This is a genomic window from Mycobacterium sp. pUA109, from assembly GCF_041287095.1.
GTDB lineage: Bacteria > Actinomycetota > Actinomycetes > Mycobacteriales > Mycobacteriaceae > Mycobacterium.
Window position 1 is genome coordinate 33,391 of sequence record NZ_JBGGKS010000018.1, and the last position, 24,436, is coordinate 57,826.

General features: G+C 68.3%; 21 protein-coding genes and 1 pseudogene. 17 read left to right on the forward strand and 5 right to left on the reverse strand.

Annotated elements, in window-relative coordinates; translation table 11 throughout:
- Window positions 1-2: 2 nt before the first annotated feature.
- The 3 genes from narH to narI are packed head-to-tail and all read left to right on the forward strand — an operon-like array spanning window position 3 to window position 3,035.
- Window positions 3-1,643, forward strand: a complete 1,641-nt coding sequence (gene narH, locus ACAG26_RS19895; protein ID WP_370484795.1) for a nitrate reductase subunit beta — start codon at window positions 3-5, stop codon at window positions 1,641-1,643.
- A complete protein-coding gene (gene narJ / locus ACAG26_RS19900; protein ID WP_370484796.1) occupies window positions 1,640-2,293 on the forward strand; it encodes a nitrate reductase molybdenum cofactor assembly chaperone in 654 nt (217 codons plus the stop codon). The genes narH and narJ overlap by 4 nt, the downstream gene beginning before the upstream one ends.
- Window position 2,294: 1 nt before the next feature.
- Window positions 2,295-3,035 carry a respiratory nitrate reductase subunit gamma gene (narI, locus tag ACAG26_RS19905; protein WP_370484797.1) on the forward strand — a complete coding sequence of 247 codons (741 nt, stop codon included), beginning with the start codon at window positions 2,295-2,297 and terminating at the stop codon, window positions 3,033-3,035.
- A 3-nt stretch (window positions 3,036-3,038) separates the two neighbouring features.
- Here the strand turns inward: narI and modA are convergent, their stop codons facing one another.
- Window positions 3,039-3,785: a molybdate ABC transporter substrate-binding protein gene (gene modA, locus ACAG26_RS19910; RefSeq protein WP_370484798.1), complete on the reverse strand. Its 747-nt coding sequence runs from the start codon at window positions 3,783-3,785 to the stop codon at window positions 3,039-3,041.
- A 107-nt stretch (window positions 3,786-3,892) separates the two neighbouring features.
- On the opposite strand from modA, the pseudogene ACAG26_RS19915 reads away from it, so the two are divergent.
- Window positions 3,893-4,277 (forward strand): annotated as a pseudogene (locus ACAG26_RS19915) (VapC toxin family PIN domain ribonuclease).
- A gap of 24 nt (window positions 4,278-4,301) precedes the next feature.
- Here the strand turns inward: ACAG26_RS19915 and ACAG26_RS19920 are convergent.
- Window positions 4,302-4,787, reverse strand: coding sequence for a MarR family winged helix-turn-helix transcriptional regulator (locus ACAG26_RS19920; RefSeq protein WP_370484859.1), 486 nt, complete (start codon window positions 4,785-4,787; stop codon window positions 4,302-4,304).
- A gap of 47 nt (window positions 4,788-4,834) precedes the next feature.
- Here ACAG26_RS19920 and ACAG26_RS19925 point away from each other — a divergent pair, with 47 nt between their 5' ends.
- Window positions 4,835-5,221 carry a hypothetical protein gene (locus ACAG26_RS19925; RefSeq protein ID WP_370484799.1) on the forward strand — a complete coding sequence of 129 codons (387 nt, stop codon included), beginning with the start codon at window positions 4,835-4,837 and terminating at the stop codon, window positions 5,219-5,221.
- A 17-nt stretch (window positions 5,222-5,238) separates the two neighbouring features.
- On the opposite strand, the gene ACAG26_RS19930 is transcribed toward ACAG26_RS19925, so the two are convergent.
- Window positions 5,239-6,474 carry an MFS transporter gene (locus ACAG26_RS19930; RefSeq protein WP_370484800.1) on the reverse strand — a complete coding sequence of 412 codons (1,236 nt, stop codon included), beginning with the start codon at window positions 6,472-6,474 and terminating at the stop codon, window positions 5,239-5,241.
- A 182-nt stretch (window positions 6,475-6,656) separates the two neighbouring features.
- Between ACAG26_RS19930 and typA the strand changes: the two genes are divergently transcribed.
- Together typA and ACAG26_RS19940 are read left to right on the forward strand one after the other, a co-directional pair.
- Window positions 6,657-8,546 carry a translational GTPase TypA gene (gene typA / locus ACAG26_RS19935; RefSeq protein WP_370484801.1) on the forward strand — a complete coding sequence of 630 codons (1,890 nt, stop codon included), beginning with the start codon at window positions 6,657-6,659 and terminating at the stop codon, window positions 8,544-8,546.
- Window positions 8,547-8,580: 34 nt separating this feature from the next.
- On the forward strand, window positions 8,581-10,467 hold the full coding sequence (locus ACAG26_RS19940) for an ABC transporter family substrate-binding protein (RefSeq protein ID WP_370484802.1): 1,887 nt from the start codon (window positions 8,581-8,583) through the stop codon (window positions 10,465-10,467).
- Here ACAG26_RS19940 and ACAG26_RS19945 read toward each other — a convergent pair.
- Entirely contained in the window at window positions 10,464-11,066 is a 603-nt protein-coding gene (locus tag ACAG26_RS19945; RefSeq protein WP_370484803.1) for a TetR/AcrR family transcriptional regulator, read from the reverse strand. The two genes, ACAG26_RS19940 and ACAG26_RS19945, sit on opposite strands and share 4 nt — an antisense overlap.
- An 84-nt stretch (window positions 11,067-11,150) precedes the next feature.
- Between ACAG26_RS19945 and mshB the strand changes: the two genes are divergently transcribed.
- Complete coding sequence (gene mshB, locus ACAG26_RS19950; RefSeq protein WP_370484804.1) at window positions 11,151-12,056, forward strand: N-acetyl-1-D-myo-inositol-2-amino-2-deoxy-alpha-D-glucopyranoside deacetylase; 906 nt, start codon at window positions 11,151-11,153, stop codon at window positions 12,054-12,056.
- A 194-nt stretch (window positions 12,057-12,250) separates the two neighbouring features.
- Entirely contained in the window at window positions 12,251-12,679 is a 429-nt protein-coding gene (locus ACAG26_RS19955) for a hypothetical protein (protein ID WP_370484805.1), read from the forward strand.
- Here ACAG26_RS19955 and ACAG26_RS19960 read toward each other — a convergent pair.
- Window positions 12,669-13,406: a hypothetical protein gene (locus ACAG26_RS19960; RefSeq protein WP_370484806.1), complete on the reverse strand. Its 738-nt coding sequence runs from the start codon at window positions 13,404-13,406 to the stop codon at window positions 12,669-12,671. The two genes, ACAG26_RS19955 and ACAG26_RS19960, sit on opposite strands and share 11 nt — an antisense overlap.
- Window positions 13,407-13,610: 204 nt before the next feature.
- On the opposite strand from ACAG26_RS19960, the gene ACAG26_RS19965 reads away from it, so the two are divergent.
- The 8 genes from ACAG26_RS19965 to ACAG26_RS20000 all read left to right on the forward strand — a co-directional run bounded on the left by ACAG26_RS19965 (window position 13,611) and on the right by ACAG26_RS20000 (window position 24,436).
- Entirely contained in the window at window positions 13,611-16,181 is a 2,571-nt protein-coding gene (locus ACAG26_RS19965; RefSeq protein ID WP_370484807.1) for a bifunctional FO biosynthesis protein CofGH, read from the forward strand.
- Window positions 16,182-16,613: 432 nt separating this feature from the next.
- Window positions 16,614-17,405 (forward strand): MlaE family ABC transporter permease, encoded by a 792-nt coding sequence (locus ACAG26_RS19970; protein WP_370484808.1) that lies wholly within the window; start codon window positions 16,614-16,616, stop codon window positions 17,403-17,405.
- A 13-nt stretch (window positions 17,406-17,418) separates the two neighbouring features.
- A complete protein-coding gene (locus ACAG26_RS19975; protein WP_370484809.1) occupies window positions 17,419-18,270 on the forward strand; it encodes an ABC transporter permease in 852 nt (283 codons plus the stop codon).
- Between the two features lie 5 nt (window positions 18,271-18,275).
- Window positions 18,276-19,634, forward strand: a complete 1,359-nt coding sequence (locus ACAG26_RS19980; protein WP_370484810.1) for an MCE family protein — start codon at window positions 18,276-18,278, stop codon at window positions 19,632-19,634.
- On the forward strand, window positions 19,634-20,662 hold the full coding sequence (locus ACAG26_RS19985; RefSeq protein ID WP_370484811.1) for an MCE family protein: 1,029 nt from the start codon (window positions 19,634-19,636) through the stop codon (window positions 20,660-20,662). Before ACAG26_RS19980 ends, ACAG26_RS19985 begins: the two co-directional genes overlap by 1 nt.
- Entirely contained in the window at window positions 20,659-21,963 is a 1,305-nt protein-coding gene (locus ACAG26_RS19990; protein ID WP_370484812.1) for an MCE family protein, read from the forward strand. Before ACAG26_RS19985 ends, ACAG26_RS19990 begins: the two co-directional genes overlap by 4 nt.
- A 2-nt stretch (window positions 21,964-21,965) precedes the next feature.
- On the forward strand, window positions 21,966-23,318 hold the full coding sequence (locus tag ACAG26_RS19995; RefSeq protein ID WP_370484860.1) for an MCE family protein: 1,353 nt from the start codon (window positions 21,966-21,968) through the stop codon (window positions 23,316-23,318).
- Window positions 23,315-24,436: a virulence factor Mce family protein gene (locus tag ACAG26_RS20000; RefSeq protein WP_370484813.1), complete on the forward strand. Its 1,122-nt coding sequence runs from the start codon at window positions 23,315-23,317 to the stop codon at window positions 24,434-24,436. Before ACAG26_RS19995 ends, ACAG26_RS20000 begins: the two co-directional genes overlap by 4 nt.

Below are 24,436 nucleotides of genomic sequence, written 5' to 3' on the forward strand. Positions count from 1 at the left end.
CGATGAAGGTCATGGCCCAACTTGCGATGGTGATGAACCTGGACAAGTGCATCGGTTGTCACACCTGTTCAGTCACCTGCAAACAGGCCTGGACTAACCGCGCCGGCACCGAGTACGTGTGGTTCAACAACGTTGAAACCCGGCCGGGCCAAGGTTATCCGCGCACCTACGAGGACCAGGAGCGCTGGCACGGCGGATGGGTGCGCGACAAGCGCGGACGGTTACGGCTCCGCGATGGCGGCCGGATCAGTAAGCTGCTGCGGATTTTCGCCAATCCCAAGCTGCCCGGCATCAGCGACTACTACGAGCCGTGGACCTACGACTACGAAAACCTCACCTCTGCGCCGCTGGGCGACACCTTTCCGGTCGCCGCCCCCCGCAGCCAGATCACCGGTGAGCCGATGAAGATCGAGTGGGGCCCGAACTGGGATGACAACCTGGCCGGGTCGGCGGCGACCATGGCCAACGACCCGATCCTGCGCAAGGTCAGCGACGACGTCAAGACCAAGCTCGAAGAAACCTTCATGTTCTACCTGCCCCGGATCTGCGAGCACTGCCTGAACCCGTCGTGCGTGGCCTCATGCCCGTCGGGGGCGATGTACAAGCGCACCGAGGACGGCATCGTGCTGGTCGACCAGGACAAATGCCGCGGCTGGCGGATGTGTGTGTCGGGATGCCCATACAAGAAGGTCTATTTCAACCACAAGACCGGCAAAGCCGAGAAATGCACGCTGTGCTATCCACGGATGGAAGTCGGCCTGCCGACGATCTGCTCGGAGACCTGCGTCGGCCGGCTGCGCTACCTCGGGCTGGTGCTCTACGACGTCGACAAGGTGCTGGAAGCGGCCTCGGTGGAAAACGACGCCGACCTGTATGAGGCGCAGTGCGGGGTCTTCCTGGACCCTAACGACCCGGAGGTGATCGCGGGTGCCCGCGCCGAAGGTATCGCCGATGAGTGGATCCAGGCGGCGCAACGCTCACCAATTTATGCGCTGATCAATACCTACAAGGTGGCGTTGCCACTGCATCCGGAATACCGCACCATGCCAATGGTTTGGTACATTCCGCCGCTGTCGCCGGTGGTCGACGCGGTCAGCCGGGACGGTCACGACGGGGAGGACCTGGGCAACCTGTTTGGTGCGCTCGACGCCCTGCGCATCCCGATGCAGTATCTGGCCGAGTTGTTCACCGCCGGCGATACCGGGGTCGTCGAGGACGTGCTACGCCGACTTGCGGCGATGCGCTCCTACATGCGCGACATCAACCTCGGACGCGAAACCCAGCCGCACATCCCGGCCGCGGTTGGCATGACCGAGGAACAGATCTACGAGATGTATCGGTTGCTGGCGATCGCGAAATACGAAGAGCGCTACGTCATCCCCACCGCCTACCGCGACCAGGCCCGTGATCTCGAGGAGATGGGGTGCTCGTTGGATGTCGACGGCGGGCCGGGCATGTACGAGTCGGGCCCGTTCGGCGAGGGCAGCGGTGAACCGGTGCCCGTCGCGGTGGAAACGTTCCACGCGCTCAAGCAGCGGCAGACCGCCCCCACCGGTGGAGGTGGTTCGTCGCGAGTGAACCTGCTGAATTGGGACGGTCACGATGTGCCGCCCGGTATGTTTCCCGAAGAGCACAAGCGGTGAGGCTGCGCTTCCGACCACAACAGCCTGCACTGCGCGATCGGTTGATCTGGCAGGCCGCCTCGCTGCTGCTGGCCTATCCCGACGAGCAGCGCGACGAGCGGTTGGACACCGTGGAAGGCCTGTTGGCGCACCTCGACGGGAGGCCAGCAGAACTGTTGCGGCGCACCGTGTCCGCGTTGCGCGGCACCGACTTGTTGACCGCCGCGACCGAGTATGTCGAAACCTTCGACATGCGCCGACGTTCGACGATGTATCTCACCTACTGGACGGCCGGCGACACCCGCAACCGGGGTCGCGCCATGCTGGTGTTTGCCAGCGCTTACCGGGAAGCGGGAGTGGAACCCCCGAAGAACGAGGCCCCCGATCACCTGCCGGTGGTGCTCGAGTTCGCCGCAACGGTCAACCCGGACCTGGGCCGGCGGCTGTTGATCGACAACCGGGTGCCGATCGATGTGGTGTTGGGTGCGCTGACCGAAGCCGGCTCCCCGTACGCGCACGTCCTCGCTGCGGTGTGCGAAACCCTGCCGCCGGTGACCGATCAGCAGGTACGCCGGGCGCGACGCTTGGCTGAGTCCGGGCCGCCCGCGGAAGCCGTTGGGCTGGAGCCCTTCACATTGACTGTGCCGCCGCGGCGGACCGAGGGAGCGTGAGATGGCCGAGTTGAACCTGGCCCAGGTATTCTGGGATGACGTGCCCTACGTGGTGATCGCGATTGCCGCGGTCGGCACCTGGTGGCGGTATCGCTACGACAAGTTCGGCTGGACCACCCGTTCCTCGCAACTTTACGAGTCCAAGCTGCTGCAGATCGGCAGCCCGATGTTCCACTTCGGCAGCCTGGTCGTCATTTTCGGCCACATCATGGGCTTGTTCATCCCGGAGTCGTGGACCGAGGCGCTGGGGATGAGCGACAAGGTGTACCACATGCAGGCGCTGGCCGGTGGCTTGCCCGCCGGGATCGCCACCTTGATCGGTGTCGGGTTGCTGATCTACCGGCGGCGCACCCGAGGTCCGGTGTTCAAGGCCACCACCAGAAACGACAAGCTGATGTATGCGGTGCTGGTGTGCGCGCTGATCGCCGGGATGACCTGCACTTTGATCGGGACCACCGCCTATGGCGAGGAACACGACTACCGCCAGACCGTGTCGATCTGGTTCCGGTCGATCTGGATTCTCGATCCGCGCGGCGACCTGATGGTGCAGGCCCCGCTGTACTTTCACATCCACGTGCTAATTGCGCTGACCTTGTTCGCGCTGTGGCCGTTCACCCGCCTGGTGCACGCGTTCAGCGCTCCGATCGCCTACCTATTCCGGCCCTACATCGTCTACCGCAGCCGCGATGTCGCACCGAAAAACCAGTGGGTCGGGTCGGCCCCACCGCGCCGCGGTTGGTGACGCTCAAGGTTTAGCGAACCCGGCCCGCGCCAGGATCTGCTGACCGGTCACGCCAGTGACCAGATCGACGAAGCCCTGCGCCAGCGCGGGTTGCGCCGATTTCTGCAGCGCCGCAATGGGGTAGCTGCTCGCCGCCTGCACAGCCTCGGGAAACGCGACCGTGCTGATTTTCTCGCCGGCGGCGCGTGCGTCGGTGGCATTGACCACGCCGGCGTCGGCCTCCCCGGTGGCGACCTTGTTGAGCACATCCTCCGGGTCGGGCTCCTCGCTGACCGGGTCCAGGTGCACCCCGGTGAGATCCTCGACGCGGCGGGTGGCCACCCCGCACGGCATCGGCGGCGGCGACACCACCACCGCCAGCCCCGGCTGGGCCAAATCGGCGAACGATGCGACGTGCTTGGGGTTGCCCGGTGCGGTGACGATCACCAACGTGTTGGAGGCGAAATCGACCGGGGCAGTGGCCAGCAGGCCGGCGGTGGCGACGGTGTCCATCTGGGCGGTGTCGGCCGAGGCGAAGACATCCCCGGTGGCGCCCTGGGTCAGCTGGGCGGCCAGATCCGACGAGCTGGCGAAGTCGAAGCGCACCGTGGTGCCGGGATGCTCGGTCATGAAGCGCTCGCCGATCTGGGTGAACGTCGGCTTGAGCGATGCCGCGGCCAGCACCGTGATCGACGGCGCGCCCGCCGGGGAGCCACAGCCCGCCACGCCCGCGGCGACCAGCGCGGATAGCGCGGCGGTGCGACGATACATCGGTATTGCCTCCTCGCACGGGTGAAGTGACTTCCGGGCGGCATTGGCCGAGCATTTGGGCTGCCGCAGTCCAGGATGAAGATACTCGCGATGTTGGGCGCCGCGGTCTGGCGGCTGCAACGACAACCGGAACTCACCGAGGCCTGGAGTTCCTCGCTTCGTCGCGGGGCCATCGGATCCTGCGAACCGCAACGCGCCGAGTTCCGGTGGTCGGCGCGCAGCACAGCCGAGTTCGATCAGATGAACCAGACGTTTCGCGATATCTACCCAGATGTTCCGGTGCCGAAATCGGTGTGGCGGTGGGTCGAGTCGGCGCAGCATCGGCTTGCGGACGCCGGCGCGGTTCGCGCATTATCGGTCGTCGCCCTGCTGATCTGCGGGACCGCGGCGGCCCGAGGCTTGGTGGTCCTGCACGACGACGCCGATTACGAACTCGCCGCGCGCCATCTTCCCGACGTGCAGACGCGGCGCGTGCTGAGCGTTGGGCCGTAGCGGGCGGCCTCCCACACCCCAGCCCTACACGTCAACGTCGAGATAGGCGGGCTCGCTACAGGCGGCGGTAAACGCGGTCAGGGCGCGCACCAGCCCGCGGCGTTCTGGTGAGGGCATGTTCTCCACGATGCGAGCGATCTCGCCGCGGCGGTGCGTGATGACCTTCTCGACGACCGTTTGCCCGCGCGCGGTGAGCGCCGCGAGGGTCTCGCGCCGCGACGTCGGGTGCGGCCTGCGGTCGATTAGCCCGGCGGTGACGAGGCGGTCGATCATCCGGCCGGTGGTCGAGGGCTGCACGTGCAGCAGACCCGCCAGCGTGCCCAGGTTGAGTGGGTCGTGTTTGGACAAGATCAGCAGGGTCCGGAATTGCGGAATGGTGATCGTCTCGTCCACGCGGGCAATGGAATCCGCCGAGATGGCCATCAGCGATCGCGACGCGGTCAGCAACGCGTCGGTGATCGCATCCACATCGTCGGTATCGTTCACAGCCAAACCCCAGAACTCTTGCAGCAAACAACTATAGCAGTACGCAACTATTGCGGAGTACTACCGTAAGTATGACGAAATACCGGCGGTCGGTGAGGTTTGCCCGGGTCGGCGTGGCGGTCGGCGGTATGGCGGCGATCCTGTCGTTAGCGCCGCTCGCCCACGCCGACCCCCTGGACATCGACCCGCACGAACCGGACATCACGAAGAACCACTGCCCGGGTGGGCAGTGGGGGGTCGGGCGGCTGCGGGTCTGCGACGGTGAGGATTATCCGGACGGCTCGTACTGGCATCAGTGGATGGGCGGCAACCGCTTGGTCGGGCCGACGTGGAACTACGACTGTGTCGGCGACAGCGGAAACCACGTCTTCCCGGCACCGCCGCCGCCGGGCGGCTGCGACGGCGCGATTCCGCCCGACCCGCCGCCGGGGGATCCGGCACCGCCACCGCCCGCCTGAGCGGCTGGATGAGCGCGTCACCCGGTCTCCGCCCCGGCCAACGCCAACTCGGCATCGTGCCACGCGGATGGCCGCGGCAGCAGCAAAGGTGTTGCCAGCAGCAGCAATCCGGCCGCAGCGATGGCGATCCGCGGCCCGGCCAGCGCGGCCAGCCCGGCCCACAGGCCGGTGAGCGCCGCGATGCTGACCTTGGTGCTGATCGACCACGCCGCCACGGCGCGGGTGGCGTGGCTGGTGGGCAGCTGCTCGAGTCGGTGGGTGGCCAGGACCGGGTTGAAGATGCCGCAGCACGTCACCAAGCCCAGTTGCACGACGATCACCAGGACCAGGCCGGGCAACCCCGGTGCCACCGCGGCCAGGCCCAGCGGCCAGCAGGCCCGCACCACGCCGACGGTGCGCAGCACGGCGGGTTGGCCGAAGCGCGCCACCAGCGGGTGGGCCAGCCGGGAACCGACGATGCCGCCCAGGCAGGGCAGCGCGAACGTGAGGGCGTACTGCCACGGCGGGAAGCCCAGCGGCCCCAGCATCAGCGCCGCCAGCAGCGGTGCGGGCGCCATGATCAGGCCGTTGACCGCCACCGTGTTGACGAATAGCGGTCGCAGGGTGGGGTGGGTGGCGATGATGCGCCACCCCTCGAGCAGGTCCCGGGCCCGGCGCCCCCGCGGGCGAGGCCGGCGCGGTTCGGTGCCGCTGATCGCGCCGATTGCCACCGCCGACACCAGGAAGCTGACCGCATTGGCTACGACGGTGCAGGCGGGGCCGAGAATGCCGATGGCGGCGCCGCCCAACGGCGGCCCCAGGATGGTGGCGGCCCAGGTGGTCGATTCGAAGCGGGCGTTGGCGGGCAGCAGCTGCGGCGGTGCCAGCAGTCGCTTCAGGTAGGCACCGCTGGCCGCGGTGAACGTGACATCGGCGGTGGCCACCACGATGGAGACCACCACGAGTTGGGTGAAACCCAGTGCTCCGCACAGGAATTCCACGGGGACGCTGAGCAGGGCGACACACCGGATCAGGTCCGTCGCGATCATCACCGGCCGCTTGCGGCGGAATTCCACCCAGCTCCCCAGCGGCACCGCGACCAGCGCCCCGACCGCCAGCCCGGCCGCGGCCAGCAGCGCCACCTGGCTGGCGGTGGCGTGCAGCACCAAGATGGCGATCATCGGGAACGCGTCGAACGCCAGCCAGGTGCCCGCGGTGCTGACCGCGTAGGCCGTCCACAGCCAGCCGAATTGGCGTCCCAGCCCGATGCCCACCGTCGGATCGAACCGCGTCCGGGTCCGGGGCCGTCCGACCGACACGCGGGTAAACACCGACGCCCAGATCGACGCTGGCGCGGAAAAGTTCAAGAAGGCGTGACGCTAGCGTCGATCTCGGCGGGCGTGACCCCCGTCACCGCGTTTTCGCGATTGGCGGTCTGCGCTGCGAGAATCACCAGGTGAACTTCCGCAATGTCGCCATCGTCGCCCACGTCGACCACGGCAAAACCACCCTGGTCGACGCCATGCTGCGACAGTCCGGCGCGCTGCACGAACGCGGTGACGACGCCAAAGAACGCATCATGGACTCCGGTGACCTGGAGCGCGAAAAGGGCATCACCATCCTGGCCAAGAACACCGCCGTGCACCGCCACCACGGCGACGGCACCGTCACCGTCATCAACGTGATCGACACCCCCGGCCACGCCGACTTCGGCGGCGAGGTGGAACGTGGGCTGTCCATGGTCGACGGGGTGTTGCTGCTGGTCGACGCGTCCGAGGGCCCGCTGCCGCAGACCCGGTTCGTGCTGCGCAAGGCGCTGGCCGCGCACCTGCCGGTGATCCTGGTGGTCAACAAGACCGACCGGCCCGACGCCCGGATCGCCGAGGTGGTCGACGCCAGCCACGACCTGCTGCTCGACGTCGCCAGCGACCTGGACGACGCGGCCCAGCAGGCCGCCGAGCACGCGCTGGGGCTGCCGACGCTGTACGCGTCCGGGCGCGCCGGGGTGGCCAGCACCACCGCCCCGGACGACGGTCAGGTGCCCGACGGGAACAACCTCGATCCGCTGTTCGACGTGCTGCTCGAGCATGTGCCGCCGCCGTCCGGGGACCCGGAGGCGCCGCTGCAGGCGCTGGTGACCAACCTCGACGCGTCCAACTTCCTGGGCCGGCTGGCGCTGATCCGGGTGTACAACGGGCGCATCCGCAAGGGCCAGCAGGTGGCGTGGCTGCGCGAGGTCGACGGGCAGCCGGTGACCGCCACCGCCAAGATCACCGAACTGCTGGTGACCGAAGGCGTGGAGCGCACCCCCACCGAGGAGGCGCAGGCCGGCGACATTGTCGCGGTCGCCGGAATCCCGGACATCATGATCGGTGACACCCTGGCCGACCCGGCCGCACCGAATGCGTTGCCGCGCATCACCGTTGATGAGCCGGCGATCTCGGTGACGATCGGCACCAACACCTCGCCGCTGGCCGGCAAGGTGTCCGGGCACAAGCTGACCGCCCGGATGGTGCGCAACCGACTGGACGCCGAACTGGTCGGCAACGTGTCGATCCGGGTGGTCGACATCGGCCGGCCGGATGCCTGGGAGGTGCAGGGCCGCGGTGAGCTGGCGCTGGCGGTGCTGGTCGAGCAGATGCGTCGGGAGGGTTTCGAGCTGACCGTCGGCAAACCGCAGGTGGTCACCCGCACCATCGACGGCAAGCTGCACGAGCCGTTCGAGCATCTGACCGTGGATTGCCCGGAGGAATTCGTCGGGGCGATCACCCAGTTGGCCGCCGCCCGTAAGGGCCGGATGACCGAGATGGCCAACCACACCACCGGCTGGGTGCGGATGGAGTTCGTCATCCCCAGCCGCGGCCTGATTGGTTGGCGCACCGACTTTCTCACCGAGACACGGGGCACCGGGATCGCCAACGCCGTCTTCGACGGCTATCAGCCCTGGGCCGGCGAGATCCGGGCCCGGCACACCGGCTCGCTGGTCTCCGACCGGGCCGGGGCGATCACCCCGTTCGCGTTGATTCAGCTGGCCGACCGCGGCCAGTTCTTCGTCGAACCCGGCCAGGACACCTATCAGGGCATGGTGGTCGGCATCAACCCGCGCGCCGAGGACCTCGACATCAACGTCACCCGGGAGAAGAAGCTGACCAACATGCGCTCCTCGACCGCCGACGTGATCGAGACGCTGGCCAAGCCGATCGAGTTGGACCTGGAGCAGGCCATGGAGTTCTGCGCGGCCGACGAGTGCGTGGAGGTGACGCCCGAGGTGGTGCGGGTGCGCAAGGTGGAGTTGGACGCCACGATGCGGGCGCGGGCCCGGTCGCGGGCCAAGGCCCGGGCCTAGGGGTGCGGCGCGCGGACGCGCCCCCGATACCCTGATGGGCGTGCCGAGACCCGCCCACCGCGCCCGCGTGACGCTGGGCGCGGTGGTGTCGACGTTGCTGCTGACCATGTCGGCGTGCACGGTCAACCCGCCACCGGCGCCGCAGAGCAGCGAGACGTCGAAGAGCACGGTGCCGCCGCCGCAGCGGATCAACCAGATCATCGTCGGCATCGACTGGATCGGGGCGGGTTTCAACCCGCACCTGGTGTCGGATCTGTCGTCGGTCAACGCGGCGATCAGCGCGTTGGTGTTGCCCAGCGCGTTTCGCCCGATCCCGGACCCCACCACGTCGACGGGGTCGCGGTGGGAGATGGATCCGACGCTGCTGGTATCGGCGGCGGTGACCTCCGAAAATCCGTTCACCGTGACCTACAAGATCCGGCCGGAGGCGTCCTGGACGGACAACGCCCCGATCGCCGCCGACGACTTTTGGTACCTGTGGCAGCAGATGGTCAGCCAGCCCGGGGTGGTGGATCCCGCCGGCTACGACCTGATCACCTCGGTGCAGTCGCTGGAAGGCGGCAAGCAAGCGGTCGTGACGTTCGCCCAGCCGTACCCGGCGTGGCGGGAGCTGTTTTCCGATCTGCTGCCCGCCCACATCGTCAAGGACGTGCCGGGTGGGTTCCCGGCCGGGCTGGCCCGGGCGCTGCCGGTCACCGGCGGCCAATTCCGGGTGGAGAACATCGACCCGCAGCGCGACGCGATCCTGCTGGCCCGCAACGACCGGTACTGGGGTCCGCCGGCCAAGCCCGATCTCATCTTGTTCCGCCGGGCCGGCGCCCCGGCGGCGCTGGCCGACTCGATCCGCAACGGTGACACCCAGGTCGCCCAGGTGCACGGCGGTTCGGCGGCGTTCGCCCAGCTGTCGGCGATCCCGGATGTGCGCACCGCCCGGATCGTGGCACCGCGGGTGCTGGAGCTGGCGCTGCGGGCCAACCAGCCCAAACTGGCCGACGCCCAGGTCCGCAAGGCGATCCTCGGGTTGCTCGACGTCGACCTGCTGGCCGCGGTCGGGGCCGGCAGCGACAACACCGTCACGCTGGATCAGGCGCAGATCCGGGCACCCAGCGACCCGGGGTACGTGCCGACCGCGCCGCCGGCGATGACCACCGCGGCGGCGCTGGCGCTGCTGCAGGCCTCCGGGTACCAGATTGAGAAGGACGCGCCGCCGTCGTCGGTGCCGCCCCCGTCGGGCGCCCCGCCCACCCCGGCGGAGTCCCACGCGCCGGAGATCACCCGCGGCCGGGTCAGCATGGCCGGCGACCAGCTGTCCTTCGTGATCGGGGTAGCGTCCAACGACCCGACCGCGGTGGCGGTGGCCAACACCGCCGCCGACCAGCTCCGCAACGTCGGCATCGCGGCCACCGTGCTGGCGCTGGACCCGGTCAAGCTGTACCGCGACGCGCTGACCAACAACCAGGTGGACGCCGTCGTCAGTTGGCGTCAGGCCGGCGGGGATTTGGCGACCCTGCTGGCCTCGCGCTACGGCTGCACCGCCCTGGAGGCCACCGCGGTGTCGACGCCGGGTGCGGAGCCGACCAGCACCGCGTCCTCGTCGTCGACGCCGGCGACGCCCGCCGCACCCACTCACACCCCGACGAAACCGCCGGCCGGGGCGTTGGTGCAGGCCCCGTCGAACGTCACCGGCATCTGCGACCGCAGCCTCCAGTCCAACATCGAGGCGGCGCTGAACGGCAGCAAGGACATCGACGAGGTGATCACCGCCGTGGAGCCGCGGCTGTGGAACCTGGCGACGGTGCTGCCGATCCTGCAGGACACCACGATCGTGGCCGCCGGGCCCAGCGTGGCCGACGTCAGCCTGTCCGGCGCGGTGCCGGTCGGCATCGTCGGCGACGCCGGCGACTGGTCTAAGACCCCCTAGCCGCTCACCGGGCGCGGGATCACCGTGTCGACGATCGCGATCAGTTGCCGCCGGGTCGGTGGCCCGCCGGTGAGCAACACATGCTGGTTGATCAACGCCGGTCCGATCCGCGCGGTGAGCGGGGTGAGGGTGCCCGCATCGATGTCGCCGGCCCGCACCCCGGCCTGCAGGATCGATTCGATGATTGCCAGCCGCGGGGCCACCACCGCATCGGCGAAGATGGCGCGTAGCTCCGGTTCGTGAATGAGCTCGCCGACGATGGCCAGCCCCGGGAACGCGGTCTTGCCGGCCAGCAGGTCCCGATGCGAGACCAGCATCGTCAGCAGGTTGTCGCGCGCCGACCGGTCGGCCCGCGGCTCCGGCGGCGGGGGCAGCGCATACTGCAACGCCGCCTGCACCAGGTCATGCTTACTCGACCAGCGCCGATACAGCGCGGCTTTGCCGGTGCGGGCTTGCGCCGCAATCCCTTCCATGGTCAGCCGGCCATATCCGACGGCGGTCAACTCGGCCAGCGTCGCGTCATACAGCGCACACTCGAGTTCTTTGCCGCGCCGGCGGCTGCGGACGGGGTGCGGGACGACATCGGCGTGCGCGGCCATCCCTCGATACTAGCGGCGGGCGATCTACAAGGAACGCTAGCGGCTACTACGAGGGGATTGTCGACGCGGAGTAGTGTTTTGCGGATGTCGTCTCCGGTGACGCCCCGACTGTTGTTCGTGCACGCCCATCCCGATGACGAGACGTTGACCACCGGCGCGACTATCGCCCACTACGCGGCCCGCGGCGCCTTGGTGCAGGTGGTGACCTGCACGCTGGGCGAAGAGGGTGAGGTCATCGGCGACCGCTGGGCGCAGCTGGCGGTCGACGCCGCCGATCAGCTCGGCGGGTATCGGATCGGCGAGCTGTCCGCGGCGTTGCGGGCGCTGGGTGTCCCGGCGCCGACGTTCCTGGGCGGAGCGGGCCGCTGGCGCGACTCAGGCATGGCCGGCACGCCGCCGCGGGGTCGGTCGCGCTTCATTGACGCCGACGAGGGCGCGGCGGTCGGCGCGCTGGTGGCGATCATCCGCGCGCTGCGCCCCCATGTCGTGGTCACCTACGACCCGCCGGGCGGGTACGGCCACCCCGACCACGTGCAGACCCACCGCGTCACCACCACCGCCGTCGCCGCCGCCGCCGACGGCGACCAGCCGGGTGAACCCTGGGCGGTGCCCAAGCTGTACTGGACGGTGATGTCGGCGGACGCGATCGAGGCCGGGCTGCGGGGGCTGCGGCCCACCGACCTGCTGCCCGAGTGGGTGCACACGTCGGACGGCGAGCTGGATTTCGGCTACCCCGACGAGCGGATCGACGCGGTCATCGACGGCACGCAGGTGCTGCCGGCCAAGGTGGCGGCGATGGCCGCGCACGCCACCCAGGTCAGCGTCGGGCCCACCGGGCGGGCATTCGCCCTGTCCAACAATGTGGCCCTGCCGATCCTGGCCAGTGAGCACTACGTGCTGGCCGCCGGCGTGGCGGGGGAGCGCGACGCGCGCGGCTGGGAGACCGATCTGCTGGCCGGCATCGACCTCGGGGACCCGCGGGCGTCGTAACCGGGCTTGGGTTTACCCACCCGAGCCGACGACATGGCGGGCCGCACGCGGTAGGCTGCCGGACGCAGGCAGCCCACGGAAGGTATTGGCATGGATCCCGACCTGGACCCCAACTTGGAGCACTGGCAGTACTGGATGGACAGCTATCAGTGGGTGGTGGGTTCGTTGGTTGCGCAGCTGGACAGCATGCCGACTTGACGGTTGCCGAACCCCGCGCCGGGTCGGCTGACGACACCGGCGCCCCCGATCGGGGGATCCGGTTCGTCGTGCTGACGCTGCTGGGCGTCGACGGCGTGCTCTCCGCGGTGACCGCGGCCCTGCTGTTGCCCAGCTACATCGGCCGGTACCCATTTCCGATCAGCGCGGTGGTCAGCGGCGTGATCAACGCGGTCCTGGTGTGGGCCGCCACGCACTGGACGAAATCGCTGCGGCTGGCCGCGTTGCCGCTGTGGACTTGGCTGTTGACCGTGGCCGCGATGACCTTCGGTGGGCCCGGCGACGACTTCATCTTCGCCGGGCGCGGGGTGATGGCCTACGGGGCGCTGTTCATGATCGTGGTGGGCGCCGCGCCGCCGGCCGCGCTGCTGTGGTGGCGCCGCTACCGCAGACCGATCAGGGGATGAGGCTGAGCAGCAGGCCACCCAGGTCCGACAGCGGGCTGACGTCGAGCAGACCGCCCAGCGCGCCGGCGTCGAACAGGCCGCTCAGGTCGAACAGCCCCGGATCCAGGGCACCCAGGACGTCGGTGGCGGCGGTGAAGCTGCTCGCGGCGTCCATCAACCCGTCGGTGCTGAGGTCGAGCGGCGGGAACGGCGGCAAGAAGTGCAGCACCCAGTTGATTTGATCGGTGATGAAGGTGTTGAACGCGGCCACCGTGTCGGCGCCGAAGTTGCTCAGCCCCTGGCCGAAGCCGATTGATCCGTCCAGCACGTCGATGGTGTTGAACAGCCCGCTTTGCACCACCGACTCGCCCAGGTCGTAGAAGATCGTGATCTGCGGCGCCAGCAGGCCGACCAACGGGACCCAGCCCGCCGCCCACTGGGCCAGGGTGACGCCGTAGCGCACCCAAGGTTCGACGGTGCTGTACAGGCCCTCGATCGCGTCGCCGATCGAGGTGGCGATCGACGCGGGAGCCGCGACGGCGGCGTCGAGCATGTCGGGCTGTAGCGAGGCCAGCGCCGGACCCAACAGATCCAGATCGATCGGCTCCACCGCCGCGGCCAGCGCCGCCGTCGGGCTGGCGATCTGCGCGGTGGCCGGCGTGACCGCAGGAGCCAGCAGCACCGCGGTGGCGGTGGCGGCCCCGATGGCTGGGATCACGAACGACTGGGCAAAAACGCGGTCGAACATGGGCGTGAATGTACCGGGCGCAGCACGATCCGCCGCGATGCATCGCCGGTGCGGATACCGCGGTGCGGTCGGCTGGCCCGAGTGCCCCCGCCGCCCACCTACCCGCCCGCGGCTGGCGCTACTGTGGATCAACATGGCAGGCGCACGGGTCACAGATTGTCCGGCCGCGCGGATGAAACACGGCCGGGCGGAGGTTACACCCACGTGCCGCTGACTCCAGGCGACGAGCCGACCGCCCTGCCGAGCCCGGTCGTGCCGCCACGATCTAGCCCATCGGCGCTGCGCCGGGTGCTGCGACGCGCCCGCGACGGCGTGGTGCTCAACGTCGACGAGGCCGCCCTGGCGATGACCGCCCGCGGCGACGACCTGGCCGACCTGTGTGCCAGCGCGGCCCGGGTCCGCGACGCCGGGCTGCAATCGGCCGGCCGGCGGGGGCCGGGCGGCCGATTGCCGGTCAGCTACTCGCGCAAGGTGTTCATCCCGGTCACCCACCTGTGCCGGGACACTTGCCACTACTGCACGTTCGTCACCGTGCCCGGCAAGCTGCGCGCCGCGGGGGCGGGCATGTATCTGGAACCCGATGAGATCCTCGACATCGCGCGCCGGGGTGGCGAACTGGGCTGCAAGGAGGCGTTGTTCACCCTGGGGGACCGGCCCGAAGACCGCTGGCCGGAGGCGCGGCAGTGGCTCGATGAGCGCGGCTATGACTCCACGCTGTCCTATGTGCGGGCGATGGCCATCCGGGTGCTCGAGGAGACCGGTCTGTTGCCGCACCTGAATCCGGGGGTGATGAGCTGGTCGGAGCTGTCCCGGCTCAAGCCGGTGGCGCCGTCGATGGGCATGATGCTGGAGACCACCTCGCGGCGGTTGTTCGAGACCAAGGGGCTGGCCCACTACGGCAGCCCGGACAAGGATCCGGCGGTGCGGCTGCGCACCCTGACCGACGCCGGCCGGTTATCCATTCCGTTCACCACCGGTCTGCTGGTCGGCATCGGGGAGACCCTGGCCGAACGCGCCGACACCCTGCACGCGATCCGCAAGGTGCACAAGGAGTTCGGGCACATCCAGGAAGTGATCGTGCAGAACTTCCGGGCCAAAGAACACACCGCGATGGCCGCGACGCCCGACACCGACTTCGACGACTTTTTGGCCACCGTGGCGGTGGCGCGGCTGGTGCTGGGCCCGAAGATGCGGGTGCAGGCCCCGCCCAACCTGGTGTCGCGCGCGGAGTGCCTGGCCCTGGTCGGTGCCGGCGTCGACGACTGGGGCGGGGTGTCGCCGCTGACGCCTGACCACGTCAACCCGGAGCGGCCATGGCCGGCCCTGGATGAGTTGGCCGACGTCACCGTCGAAGCCGGCTACGACCTGGTGCAGCGGTTGACCGCGCAGCCCGCCTACGTGCAGGCCGGTGCCGGGTGGATCGACCCGCGGGTGGCCGGCCACGTCGCCGCGCTGGCCGATCCCGCCACCGGGTGGGCCCGCGACGTCAACCCGGTCGGGTTGGTGTGGCAGGAGCCCGACGAGGCGGCTTCCGCCGGTCGGGTGGACCTGCACGCGGCGATCGACACCGACGGGCGGGCCAGTGCGACCCGCAGCGATCTGGACTCCGCGTTCGGGGACTGGGAGTCGATCCGCGACAAGGTGCACGAACTGGCGGCACGGGCGCCCGAACGCGTCGACACCGACGTGCTGGCCGCGTTGCGCTCCGCCGAACGCGATCCGGCCGGCTGCAGTGACGCCGAATACCTGGCGCTGGCCACCGCCGACGGCCCGGCCTTGGATGCGGTTGCCGCACTGGCCGATTCGCTGCGCCGTGACACGGTCGGCGACGACGTCACGTTCGTGATCAACCGCAACATCAACTTCACCAACATCTGTTACGTCGGCTGCCGGTTCTGCGCGTTCGCCCAACGCAAGGGGGACGCCGACGCCTACTCGCTGTCCGCCGCGGAGGTCGGCGACCGGGCCTGGGAGGCCCACGTCGCCGGTGCCACCGAGGTGTGCATGCAGGGCGGCATCGACCCGGAGCTACCGGTGGGCGGGTACGCCGATCTGGTGCGGGCCGTCAAGGCCCGGGTGCCCTCGATGCACGTGCACGCGTTTAGCCCGATGGAGATCACCAACGGGGCCACCAAAAGCGGGTTATCCATTCGGGAGTGGCTGACCGGGCTGCGCGAGGCCGGGCTGGACACCATCCCGGGCACCGCCGCGGAGATCCTCGACGACGAGGTGCGCTGGGTGCTGACCAAGGGCAAACTGCCCACCTCGCTGTGGATCGAGGTCGTCACCACCGCGCACGAGGTGGGGCTGCGTTCCAGTTCGACGATGATGTACGGCCACGTCGATTCGCCGCGGCACTGGGTCTCCCACCTCAACGTGCTGCGCGGCATCCAGGACCGCACCGGCGGCTTCACCGAATTCGTGCCGCTGCCGTTCGTGCACCAGAGCTCGCCGCTGTATCTGGCCGGTGGCGCCCGGCCCGGGCCCAGCCACCGCGACAACCGGGCCGTGCACGCGCTGGCCCGGATCATGTTGCACGGCCGCATCCCGCAGATTCAGACCAGCTGGGTCAAACTCGGGGTGGCCCACACCCAGGTGATGCTCAACGGCGGCGCCAACGATCTGGGCGGCACGCTGATGGAGGAGACCATCTCGCGGATGGCCGGCTCCGAATACGGGTCGGCGAAAACCGTCGCCGAACTGGTCGCGATCGCCGACGGTATCGGCCGTCCGGCCCGTCAACGCGCCACCGACTACAGCCCGCTAGCGGCCTAGCGTTGGCCGGGCCGCCGAACGTGCGCTGAGGGCGGAAATCTCGGCGGATTTCCGCCCTGGATGCACGTCCGGTGACGGGAGCCTTCGCGATCGCCCCGCGAGCGTGCGCAGTTGTACGCCCTGAAGCCAAAAAACCTGGCATTCCGCGCACGTTCGCGGCGGAATCACATGCAACGGCAAGGGTTGTAATCGCGCTGATTCAATCTCGGTGAATGGAATCAAATACGCCCAGCGGCCAGCGTATTTCGTGCCTGAGAGCAGCATCGGATCGTCGGTTGCGTTGACAGCTGACTCATGCGCTCTTAGCGTTCCCGCAAGGCTGACGAGGATAGGACTCAGGGTGGCATCAACGGGGCAGCGACCGCGCGACGTGGCAAATGCCGCGCCGCCTGCTGCGCGTGTATCCGCTTCCCGGACAACAGGATTAGGCCGATGACGGTCGCCTCCCGGCAGGCGGCCATCAGCGGGACCGCCTGGTCCAAGCCTGCCGTTGCCGTCGGGGACTTCGTCGTCCTGGCGGGCGAAACATTCGCCGCGATGTTGCGACCTCCCCTCGCGTGGCGCGAACTGCTGGATCAGATCTGGTTTGTGGCCCGGGTATCGATCGTCCCGACGATTGTGCTCTCGATGCCCTACACGGTGCTCATTGTCTTCACGCTGAACATCGTGCTGCTGGAGGTCGGTGCGGGCGATCTGTCCGGCGCCGGCGCAGCGCTGGCGTCGGTGACGCAAGTGGGTCCCGTGGTGACCGCGATCGTGGTCTCCGGCGCGGCGGCCACGGCGATGTGCGCGGATCTGGGCGCGAGGACAATCCGCGAGGAGATCGACGCGATGAAGGTCATCGGCGTAAACCCCATCCAGGCGCTGGTCGTTCCGAGGGTGATTGCCGCAACATTTGTTGCGCTGATGCTGTATTCGATTGTCGCGGTCGTGGGGCTCTCCGGCAGCTACGCGTTCGTCGTGTTCGTCCAGCACGTCACACCGGGAGCGTTCGTCGCCGGAATGACACTGCTGACCGGTTTGCCGCAGGTGCTGGTCTCGTTAGGCAAGGCGCTGCTGTTTGGGCTCTCGGCCGGACTGATCGCCTGCTACAAGGGACTGGCCGTCGGCGGCGGTCCGACCGCGGTCGGCAATGCCGTCAACGAAACCGTCGTATTCGCCTTCATGGCACTGTTTTTCATCAACATTCTGGCCACCGCGTTCGGTGTGAAGGTTGCCCCATGAAACGGGACCGGCAATGAGCACGACCCAGGTGCGCGACTCGGCACGGGGCGGGGAAATCTTCAGTCGTGCCGGTGACGTGACCCGTAGGCTGGGTGAGCAGACCGCGTTCTACGGCACTGCGCTCGGCGCCAGCATCGACGCCGTCCGCCGCTACCCCGCCGAGGTGCTGCGGTTGATCGCGGTGATGGGCCTCGGTACCGGGGCGTTGGCCGTGATCGGCGGCACGGTGGTCATCGTCGGATTCCTCACGTTGACCACCGGCGCGTTGATCGCTGTGCAGGGCTACAACACACTGTCCAACGTGGGGATCGAGGCCCTCACCGGGTTCCTCGGGGCCTTTCTCAACGTCCGATTCATCGCACCGGCCACCGCCGGTGTGGCGCTGGCCGCGACCATCGGCGCGGGGGCGACGGCGCAGCTGGGCGCGATGCGGATCAACGAGGAAATCGACGCGCTGGAGGTGATGGGGATCCGGGCGGTCACCTACCTGGCGTCCACCCGCATCGTCGCCGGGGTGGTCGCGGTCATCCCGATCTACACGGTCGCGGTGCTGATGTCGTTTCTGGCAACACGTTTCGGCACGACGATCATCTACGGCCAGTCGCGGGGGGTCTATGACCACTACTTCTCGACGTTCCTGCACCCGGTGGACATGCTGTGGTCCTTCGTGGAGGCGCTGGCCATGGCGGGCGCCGTGATGGCGGTGCACACCTACTACGGCTATACCGCGACCGGGGGTCCGGCCGGCGTGGGCGAAGCGGTCGGCCGGGCGGTGCGCACCTCGATCACCGCGGGCGTCTTCATTCTGCTGACCATCACGCTGTCGGTGTACGGGCAGTCCGGCAACTTCCACCTGTCGGGGTGATGGAGATGGCCAACACAACCCGGCGAGGCGGTATCGACCCCATCTGGTGGGCGCCGGTATTGATCCTTGTCATCGTGGCACTGAGTGCCTTGACGGCGTTGTTGTTCTCCGGGACGCTGCGGACCTTCGTTCCGCTCACCTTGGTTTCCGACCGGGCCGGCCTGGTGATGGAAAGCGGCGCGAAGGTGAAATTGCGTGGCGTGCAGGTCGGGGAGGTCGCCGCCATCGGCGCCGACACCGGTGGCTCCGATTTCGCGAAGCTGAAGCTCAAGATATACCCCAAGCCGTTCCGCTACCTGCCGAGCAATATCGAGGCGGAAATCAAATCGAGCACCGCATTCGGCGCGAAATATGTCGACCTCATCGTTCCCGAACCGCCGAGTCAGGCGCCGTTGGCGCCCGGCGCGGTGCTGCGCTCTCGCAACACGACCGTCGAGGTCAACACGGTGTTCCAGAACCTGCAGGCCGTGGTGCATTCCATTGACCCGGCGAAGCTGAACTCGGTGCTGTCGGCGGTCGCGGAATCGGTGCGCGGCAAGGGGGACCGCATCGGCGCGGCGATCACCGGCGCGAACACCGTGCTGCTGGCGGTGAACCCGAGGATGCCGACCGTGCAGCGCGACTGGCAGCTGTTCGGCGAGACCGCTCAGGCCTATTCGGGCGCCGCGCAGAACATCTTGTCGATCCTGGACTCGGTTGCGACGACCAGCACGACGATCACCACAGGGGCTAAGTCCCTCGACGAGCTGCTCCTGTCAGTGGTCGGCTTCGCCCAATCGGGTGTCAACACCATCGGCGGAAACCAGCCGAACCTGGTGCGCGCGATGAACCTCCTTGATCCGACCACGGCTCTGCTGATGAAGTACTCACCGACCTACACCTGCCTGTTCCAGGGCGCCCAGTGGTTCCTCGACCACGGCGGCCGAGACGCGATGGGCGGTAACGGAAAGTCGGTGATCATGGACGCCGCCCTGCTGGCCGGCGACGACCCGTACCGCTATCCGGACAACCTGCCGGTGGTCAACGCCAAGGGCGGCCCGGGCGGCAAGCCGAGTTGCGGCTCACTCCCCGACGTCAGCAAGAACTTCCCGGTGAAGTATTTGGTGACCGACACCGGGTTTGGTACCGGCCTGGATATGCGCCCCAATCCCGGCATCGGATTCCCCGGATGGGCCGACTACTTCCCGGTTACTCGGGCAGTGCCCGAACCGCCCAGCATCCGCTACGGCGGCGGCCCGGCGCCCGGCCCGGTGCCGCCTTATCCGGGAGCGCCGCCCTACGGCGCAGCGGAATTCGGGCCGGACGGAACCCCGTCATATCCGCCGCCGCCGGGCCCGCCCCCCGGCGCATCCGGGGAGCGGTGATGAGAGGCAGAACCGGCCGCACCGTGGTGCGCGTGGTGCTGTTCACCGCGACGTCCCTGGCTTTCATGTTCGTGCTGGTCACCGTGTTCGGGCAATTCCGGTTCGACACCCGCACCTCCTACCGCGCGGTGTTCACCAATGTGTCCGGTCTCAAAGGAGGCAACTTCGTTCGGATAGCCGGTGTCGAGATCGGAAAAGTCAGCAGCATGACCCTGCACAAGGACGGCACGGTCACCGTGGACTTCGCGATCGACAAGGGACTCACCCTCACCGAGGGCACCCGGGCGGCGGTTCGCTACGAGAACCTCATCGGCGACCGCTATCTGTCCCTGGAGCAGGGCCCGGGCTCGATGCGCAGACTGGAACCGGGCGAGACGATCCCGCGGGCACGGACCTCGCCCGCGCTCGACGTCGACGCGCTCATCGGTGGCTTCCGGCCGCTGTTTCGGGCGCTGGATCCCGACCAGGTCAACGCATTGACCGGCCAGCTGCTGAAGGTGTTCCAGGGCCAAGGAGGAACCGTCTCGTCGGTGCTGGCCCAAACCTCGGCGCTGACGACGACACTGGCCGGACGCGATGAGCTGATCGGCCAAGTCATCACCAACCTGAACACCGTGTTGGGCACGTTCGCCGCCCGTGACGATCAATTCTCCGAAGGTTTGGACCAGCTGTCCCAGCTGGTCCACGGACTAGCCGATCGCCGAGCCGATATCGCGGCCGGGATTGCCCACATCAACGGCGCCGCCGCATCCGTCGCGGAGCTATTGACCGCCGCCCACCAGCCGATCAACGACACCGTGCGGCAGACCGACCGGGTCGCCGGCCAGGTGATGGCCGATCACGACTACGTCGACGATTTAGTCAAGACCTTGCCCGACGCCTACCAGATCCTGGCCCGTAACGGCCTATACGGCGACTACTTCAGCTTCTACCTGTGCGATGCGCTGCTCAAACTCAACGGTAAAGGCGGCCAACCGGTCTACGTGGCGCTCGTCAATCAACCTAGCGGGCGGTGCACCCCCAAATGAGGCGATTCACGGTGAAGCGACCGAGCATCACGCCGCTGGCCGAGCGCAACAGGGCAGCCGTCGGTGTGGCCGGTACGGTGTTCTTGGCCGCCCTGGTGGTTGCCGCCTTCTCGTACGACAAGCTGCCGTTCATCAAAGGGACCTCCGGCTATTCCGCCTACTTCGCCGAGGCCGGCGGCATCAAACCCGCCAGTGATGTGCGGGTATCGGGCCTCGACGTGGGCAGGGTCACCGGGCTGCAGCTGCAGGGCACCAAAGTTCGGGTGGACTTCACGGTCCGTAACGGCGTCGAGCTGGGGGACCGGACCGAGGCCGCCATCAAGACCGAAACGGTGCTGGGCACCAAGGTGCTCGAGCTCACCCCGCGCGGCGACGGCAGGCTCAGCGGCACCATACCCCTCGAACGCACCACGTCGCCCTATGATTTGCCGACGGCGCTGGGTGATCTCACCACCACCATCAGCGGTCTGGACACCACCCAGCTGTCCTCCTCGCTCACCACATTGGCGCAGACCTTCGCCGACACCCCACCGGATCTGAAGATCGCGCTGCAGGGGGTGGCACGCTTCTCGGACACCCTCAACACCCGCGACGCCAAGCTGCGGCAGTTGCTGGCCAACGCCAATAACGTCACATCGGTACTGGCCAAGCGCAGCGACCAGATCGCCAGCCTGGTCACCAACGCCAACGCGCTCTTAGCTGAGCTGCTGTCACAACGCAATGCGGTTGACGCGTTGATGACCAACCTCGCCGCGGTGTCCCACCAGATCTCCGCGGTGGTCGACGACAACCGGGCGCAACTCAAACCCGCGGTCGACAAACTCAACGGGGTGCTGGGAATCCTGGACACCCGCAAGCAAGAACTGCAACGCACCCTGTACCTCTTTCGGCGGTACGCGATGTCATTCGGGGAAGTGCTGGGGTCCGGGCCGTTCTTCAAAGCCTCAGTGGTCAACCTGATCCCGGGTCAGTTCTCCCAGCCGGCCATCGACGCCGCGTTCTCCGATCTGGGGTTGGACCCCAGCGTGCTGCTGCCCTCCCAACTGGTCGACCCGCCGGTCGGCCAGCCGGGCACTCCGCCGCTGCCGGCGCCCTACCCGCGCACCGGTCAGGGCGGCGAACCGCATCTGACGTTGCCGGACGCCATCACCGGCAATCCGGGTGACCCCCGCTACCCCTACCGGGAGCCACTGCCCGCGCCGCCGCCGGGCGGGCCGCCGCCGGGCCCACCCGCGCCGGCGCCGGCGCCCGGGGAACTGCCGCCGCCCACCGTCCCGCCGCTGCCGGGGGAGGGGCCGTGACCGTGTCGGTTGACCCAGCCGCCGCCGGGCACCGCGGTGGCCGGCGGCGCACGGTGCGGTTGGTGACCGCGGCCAGTCTGGCGGTCATCCTTGCCGTCGCGGTCACCGTGATCGCCACCCCGTGGTGGGACCGGGTCGCCACCACCACCTACGTCGCCTACTTCGCCAACACCAACGGTCTCTACACCGGCGACGAGGTCCGCATCCTCGGTGTGGCCGTCGGCACGGTCGACAAGATCGAGCCGCAGCCCACCGCGGCGAAGGTGACCTTCTCGGTACAACGGCAGTACCCGGTTCCCGCGGACGTGCGGGCCGCGATCCTGTCGCCGTCGCTGGTCAGTGCGCGGGCGATTCAGCTCGTCCCGGCGTACTCCGGGGGCCCAAAACTGGCTGCGGGCGCCGCTATTCCGCAGCACCGCACCGCGGTCCCGGTCGAGTGGGACGACTTCCGCCAGCAGCTGGACAAACTCACCGATTCGTTGCAGCCCACCACCCCCGGTGGGGCCAGCGCGGTGGGCGAATTCATCAACACCGCCGCAGCGAACCTGCGCGGTGAGGGCGACACCGCGCGCGACACCGTCATCAAACTCTCGCAGGCCATTTCCGCGCTGGGCGACCACAGCACCGACATCTTCAGCACGGTGCGCAACCTGCAGCTGTTGGTTTCGGCGCTGTCGTCCAGCAGTGATCTGCTCGCTGCGTTCAACACCAACTTGGCCGAGGTCAGCACCGTGTTGTCCAACACGCCCAACGAGGTGGCCGAGGCGACGCGGGGTCTGGACGATGCGGTAAATGACCTGCGCAGCCTCGTCTCGGAGAACCGGGACGGTCTCGGCGCGACCTTCGACCACCTCACCGCGATCACGGCGGCCCTCAACGACAGCCGCGCCGACGTCAAGCAGATCCTGCACATCGCGCCGACGGTGTTTCAGAACTTCACCAACATCTATCAGCCCGCGCAGAGCGCGATCACCGGCATCCTGGCGCCGGTCAACTTCGCCAGCACCGTCCAATTCATCTGCGGCGCCATTCAGGCCGCGTCGCGCATGGACTTCGAGCAATCCTCCAAGCTGTGCGTGCAGTACCTGGCCCCGATCATCAAAAACCGCCAGTACAACTACCCGCCGATCGGCGGCAACCCGTTCGTGGGGGCGTCGGCGCGGCCCAACGAGCTCACCTACAGCGAAGACAGGTTGAATCCGAGCCTGCCGCCGCCCGAGGGCCAAGACGACGGACCGCCGCCGCCCGCGCCGGCCGTGGCCGATACCCGCGCCGCCACCGACCCGGCCCTGGGACTGCCGGGCATGATGGTTCCGCCCGTCACACCGCCGGTGCCACCCGGGGGTGCGCCGTGAAACCCGCACTGACCGCGGTCCTGATCGTCGCGGGCTTGTCGGCGCTGACCGGATGTGAATGGCGGGGCCTTAACTCGCTGAGCCTGCCGGGAACCGAAGGCAGCGGCCACGGTTCGTATACCGTGCAGGCGCAGCTACCCGATGTCGTGGTCATTCAGCAAAACACCCGAGTCCGGGTTGCCGACGTCAACGTCGGCAACGTCACGAAAATCGAGGTGCAGGATTGGCATGCCCTGGTGACCATGCGTATCGACGGTCACGTGCATCTCCCCGCGAACAGCACCGCCAAGGTCGGCCAGACCAGCCTATTGGGTTCCATGCACATCGAATTGGCTGCACCGGTCGACGAGGCGCCGCAGGGCGAGCTCAAAGACGGTTCGGTGATTCCGCTCTCCAGGGCCAGCACCTACCCGACCACCGAGCAGACGCTGGCGTCGGTGTCGGTTCTGCTCAACGGCGGTGGGCTCGCTCAACTGCAGGAGATCAACCACGCGTTCGCCAAGGCACTGGCCGGCCGGGAAAACGACATGCGCAGCCTGTTAACCCAGTTGGACAGCTTTATCTCGCGGCTCAACAACCAGACCGACGACATCATCGCCGCCACCGAAAACCTCAACGCGTTGACCGGACAGGTCGCGGCGAGGGATCAGACCGTCGACACGGCGCTGGACACCATCCCGCAAGCGGTGGCCGTGCTGAGCGATCAGCGCAGCAAACTAGCCGACGCCATCGACGCGCTGGGCAAATTCAGTGCCATCGCCAACTCGACGGTCCATCAGACCCAGGAATCGCTGGTGAACAACCTGCGCAACATCGAGCCGGTGCTGCGTTCGCTGGCCGACGCCGGCCCCGCGCTCACCAGGGGGCTGGATTTCCTGTCCACCTATCCGTGGGTGAAAAGCAACCTGGCCAACTGGTTCCGCGGTGATTTCGCCAACATCACGCTCGTCATCGACTTGACCCTGAGCCGGCTGGACAGCGGGTTGTTCACCGGAACACGGTGGGAAGGCAACCTCACCGAACTCGAACTGCAGTGGGGACGCACCATCGGTCAGATGCCCAGCCCCTACACCGCGGGCAACCCACTGATCGCCCCCTACCACGTCGGGGGGTACTGA

Coding starts and splice junctions, on each gene's coding strand:
- ACAG26_RS19975 (WP_370484809.1), top strand. CDS start 17,419: ATGAGCACGACCCAGGTGCGCGACTCGGCACGGGGCGGGGAAATCTTC.
- ACAG26_RS19990 (WP_370484812.1), top strand. CDS start 20,659: ATGAGGCGATTCACGGTGAAGCGACCGAGCATCACGCCGCTGGCCGAG.
- mshB (WP_370484804.1), top strand. CDS start 11,151: ATGTCGTCTCCGGTGACGCCCCGACTGTTGTTCGTGCACGCCCATCCC.
- narI (WP_370484797.1), top strand. CDS start 2,295: ATGGCCGAGTTGAACCTGGCCCAGGTATTCTGGGATGACGTGCCCTAC.
- ACAG26_RS19985 (WP_370484811.1), top strand. CDS start 19,634: ATGAGAGGCAGAACCGGCCGCACCGTGGTGCGCGTGGTGCTGTTCACC.
- ACAG26_RS19925 (WP_370484799.1), top strand. CDS start 4,835: ATGACGAAATACCGGCGGTCGGTGAGGTTTGCCCGGGTCGGCGTGGCG.
- ACAG26_RS19970 (WP_370484808.1), top strand. CDS start 16,614: ATGACGGTCGCCTCCCGGCAGGCGGCCATCAGCGGGACCGCCTGGTCC.
- ACAG26_RS19960 (WP_370484806.1), bottom strand. CDS start 13,406: ATGTTCGACCGCGTTTTTGCCCAGTCGTTCGTGATCCCAGCCATCGGG.
- narH (WP_370484795.1), top strand. CDS start 3: ATGAAGGTCATGGCCCAACTTGCGATGGTGATGAACCTGGACAAGTGC.
- ACAG26_RS19980 (WP_370484810.1), top strand. CDS start 18,276: ATGGCCAACACAACCCGGCGAGGCGGTATCGACCCCATCTGGTGGGCG.
- ACAG26_RS19945 (WP_370484803.1), bottom strand. CDS start 11,066: ATGGCCGCGCACGCCGATGTCGTCCCGCACCCCGTCCGCAGCCGCCGG.
- ACAG26_RS19940 (WP_370484802.1), top strand. CDS start 8,581: ATGGGCGTGCCGAGACCCGCCCACCGCGCCCGCGTGACGCTGGGCGCG.
- modA (WP_370484798.1), bottom strand. CDS start 3,785: ATGTATCGTCGCACCGCCGCGCTATCCGCGCTGGTCGCCGCGGGCGTG.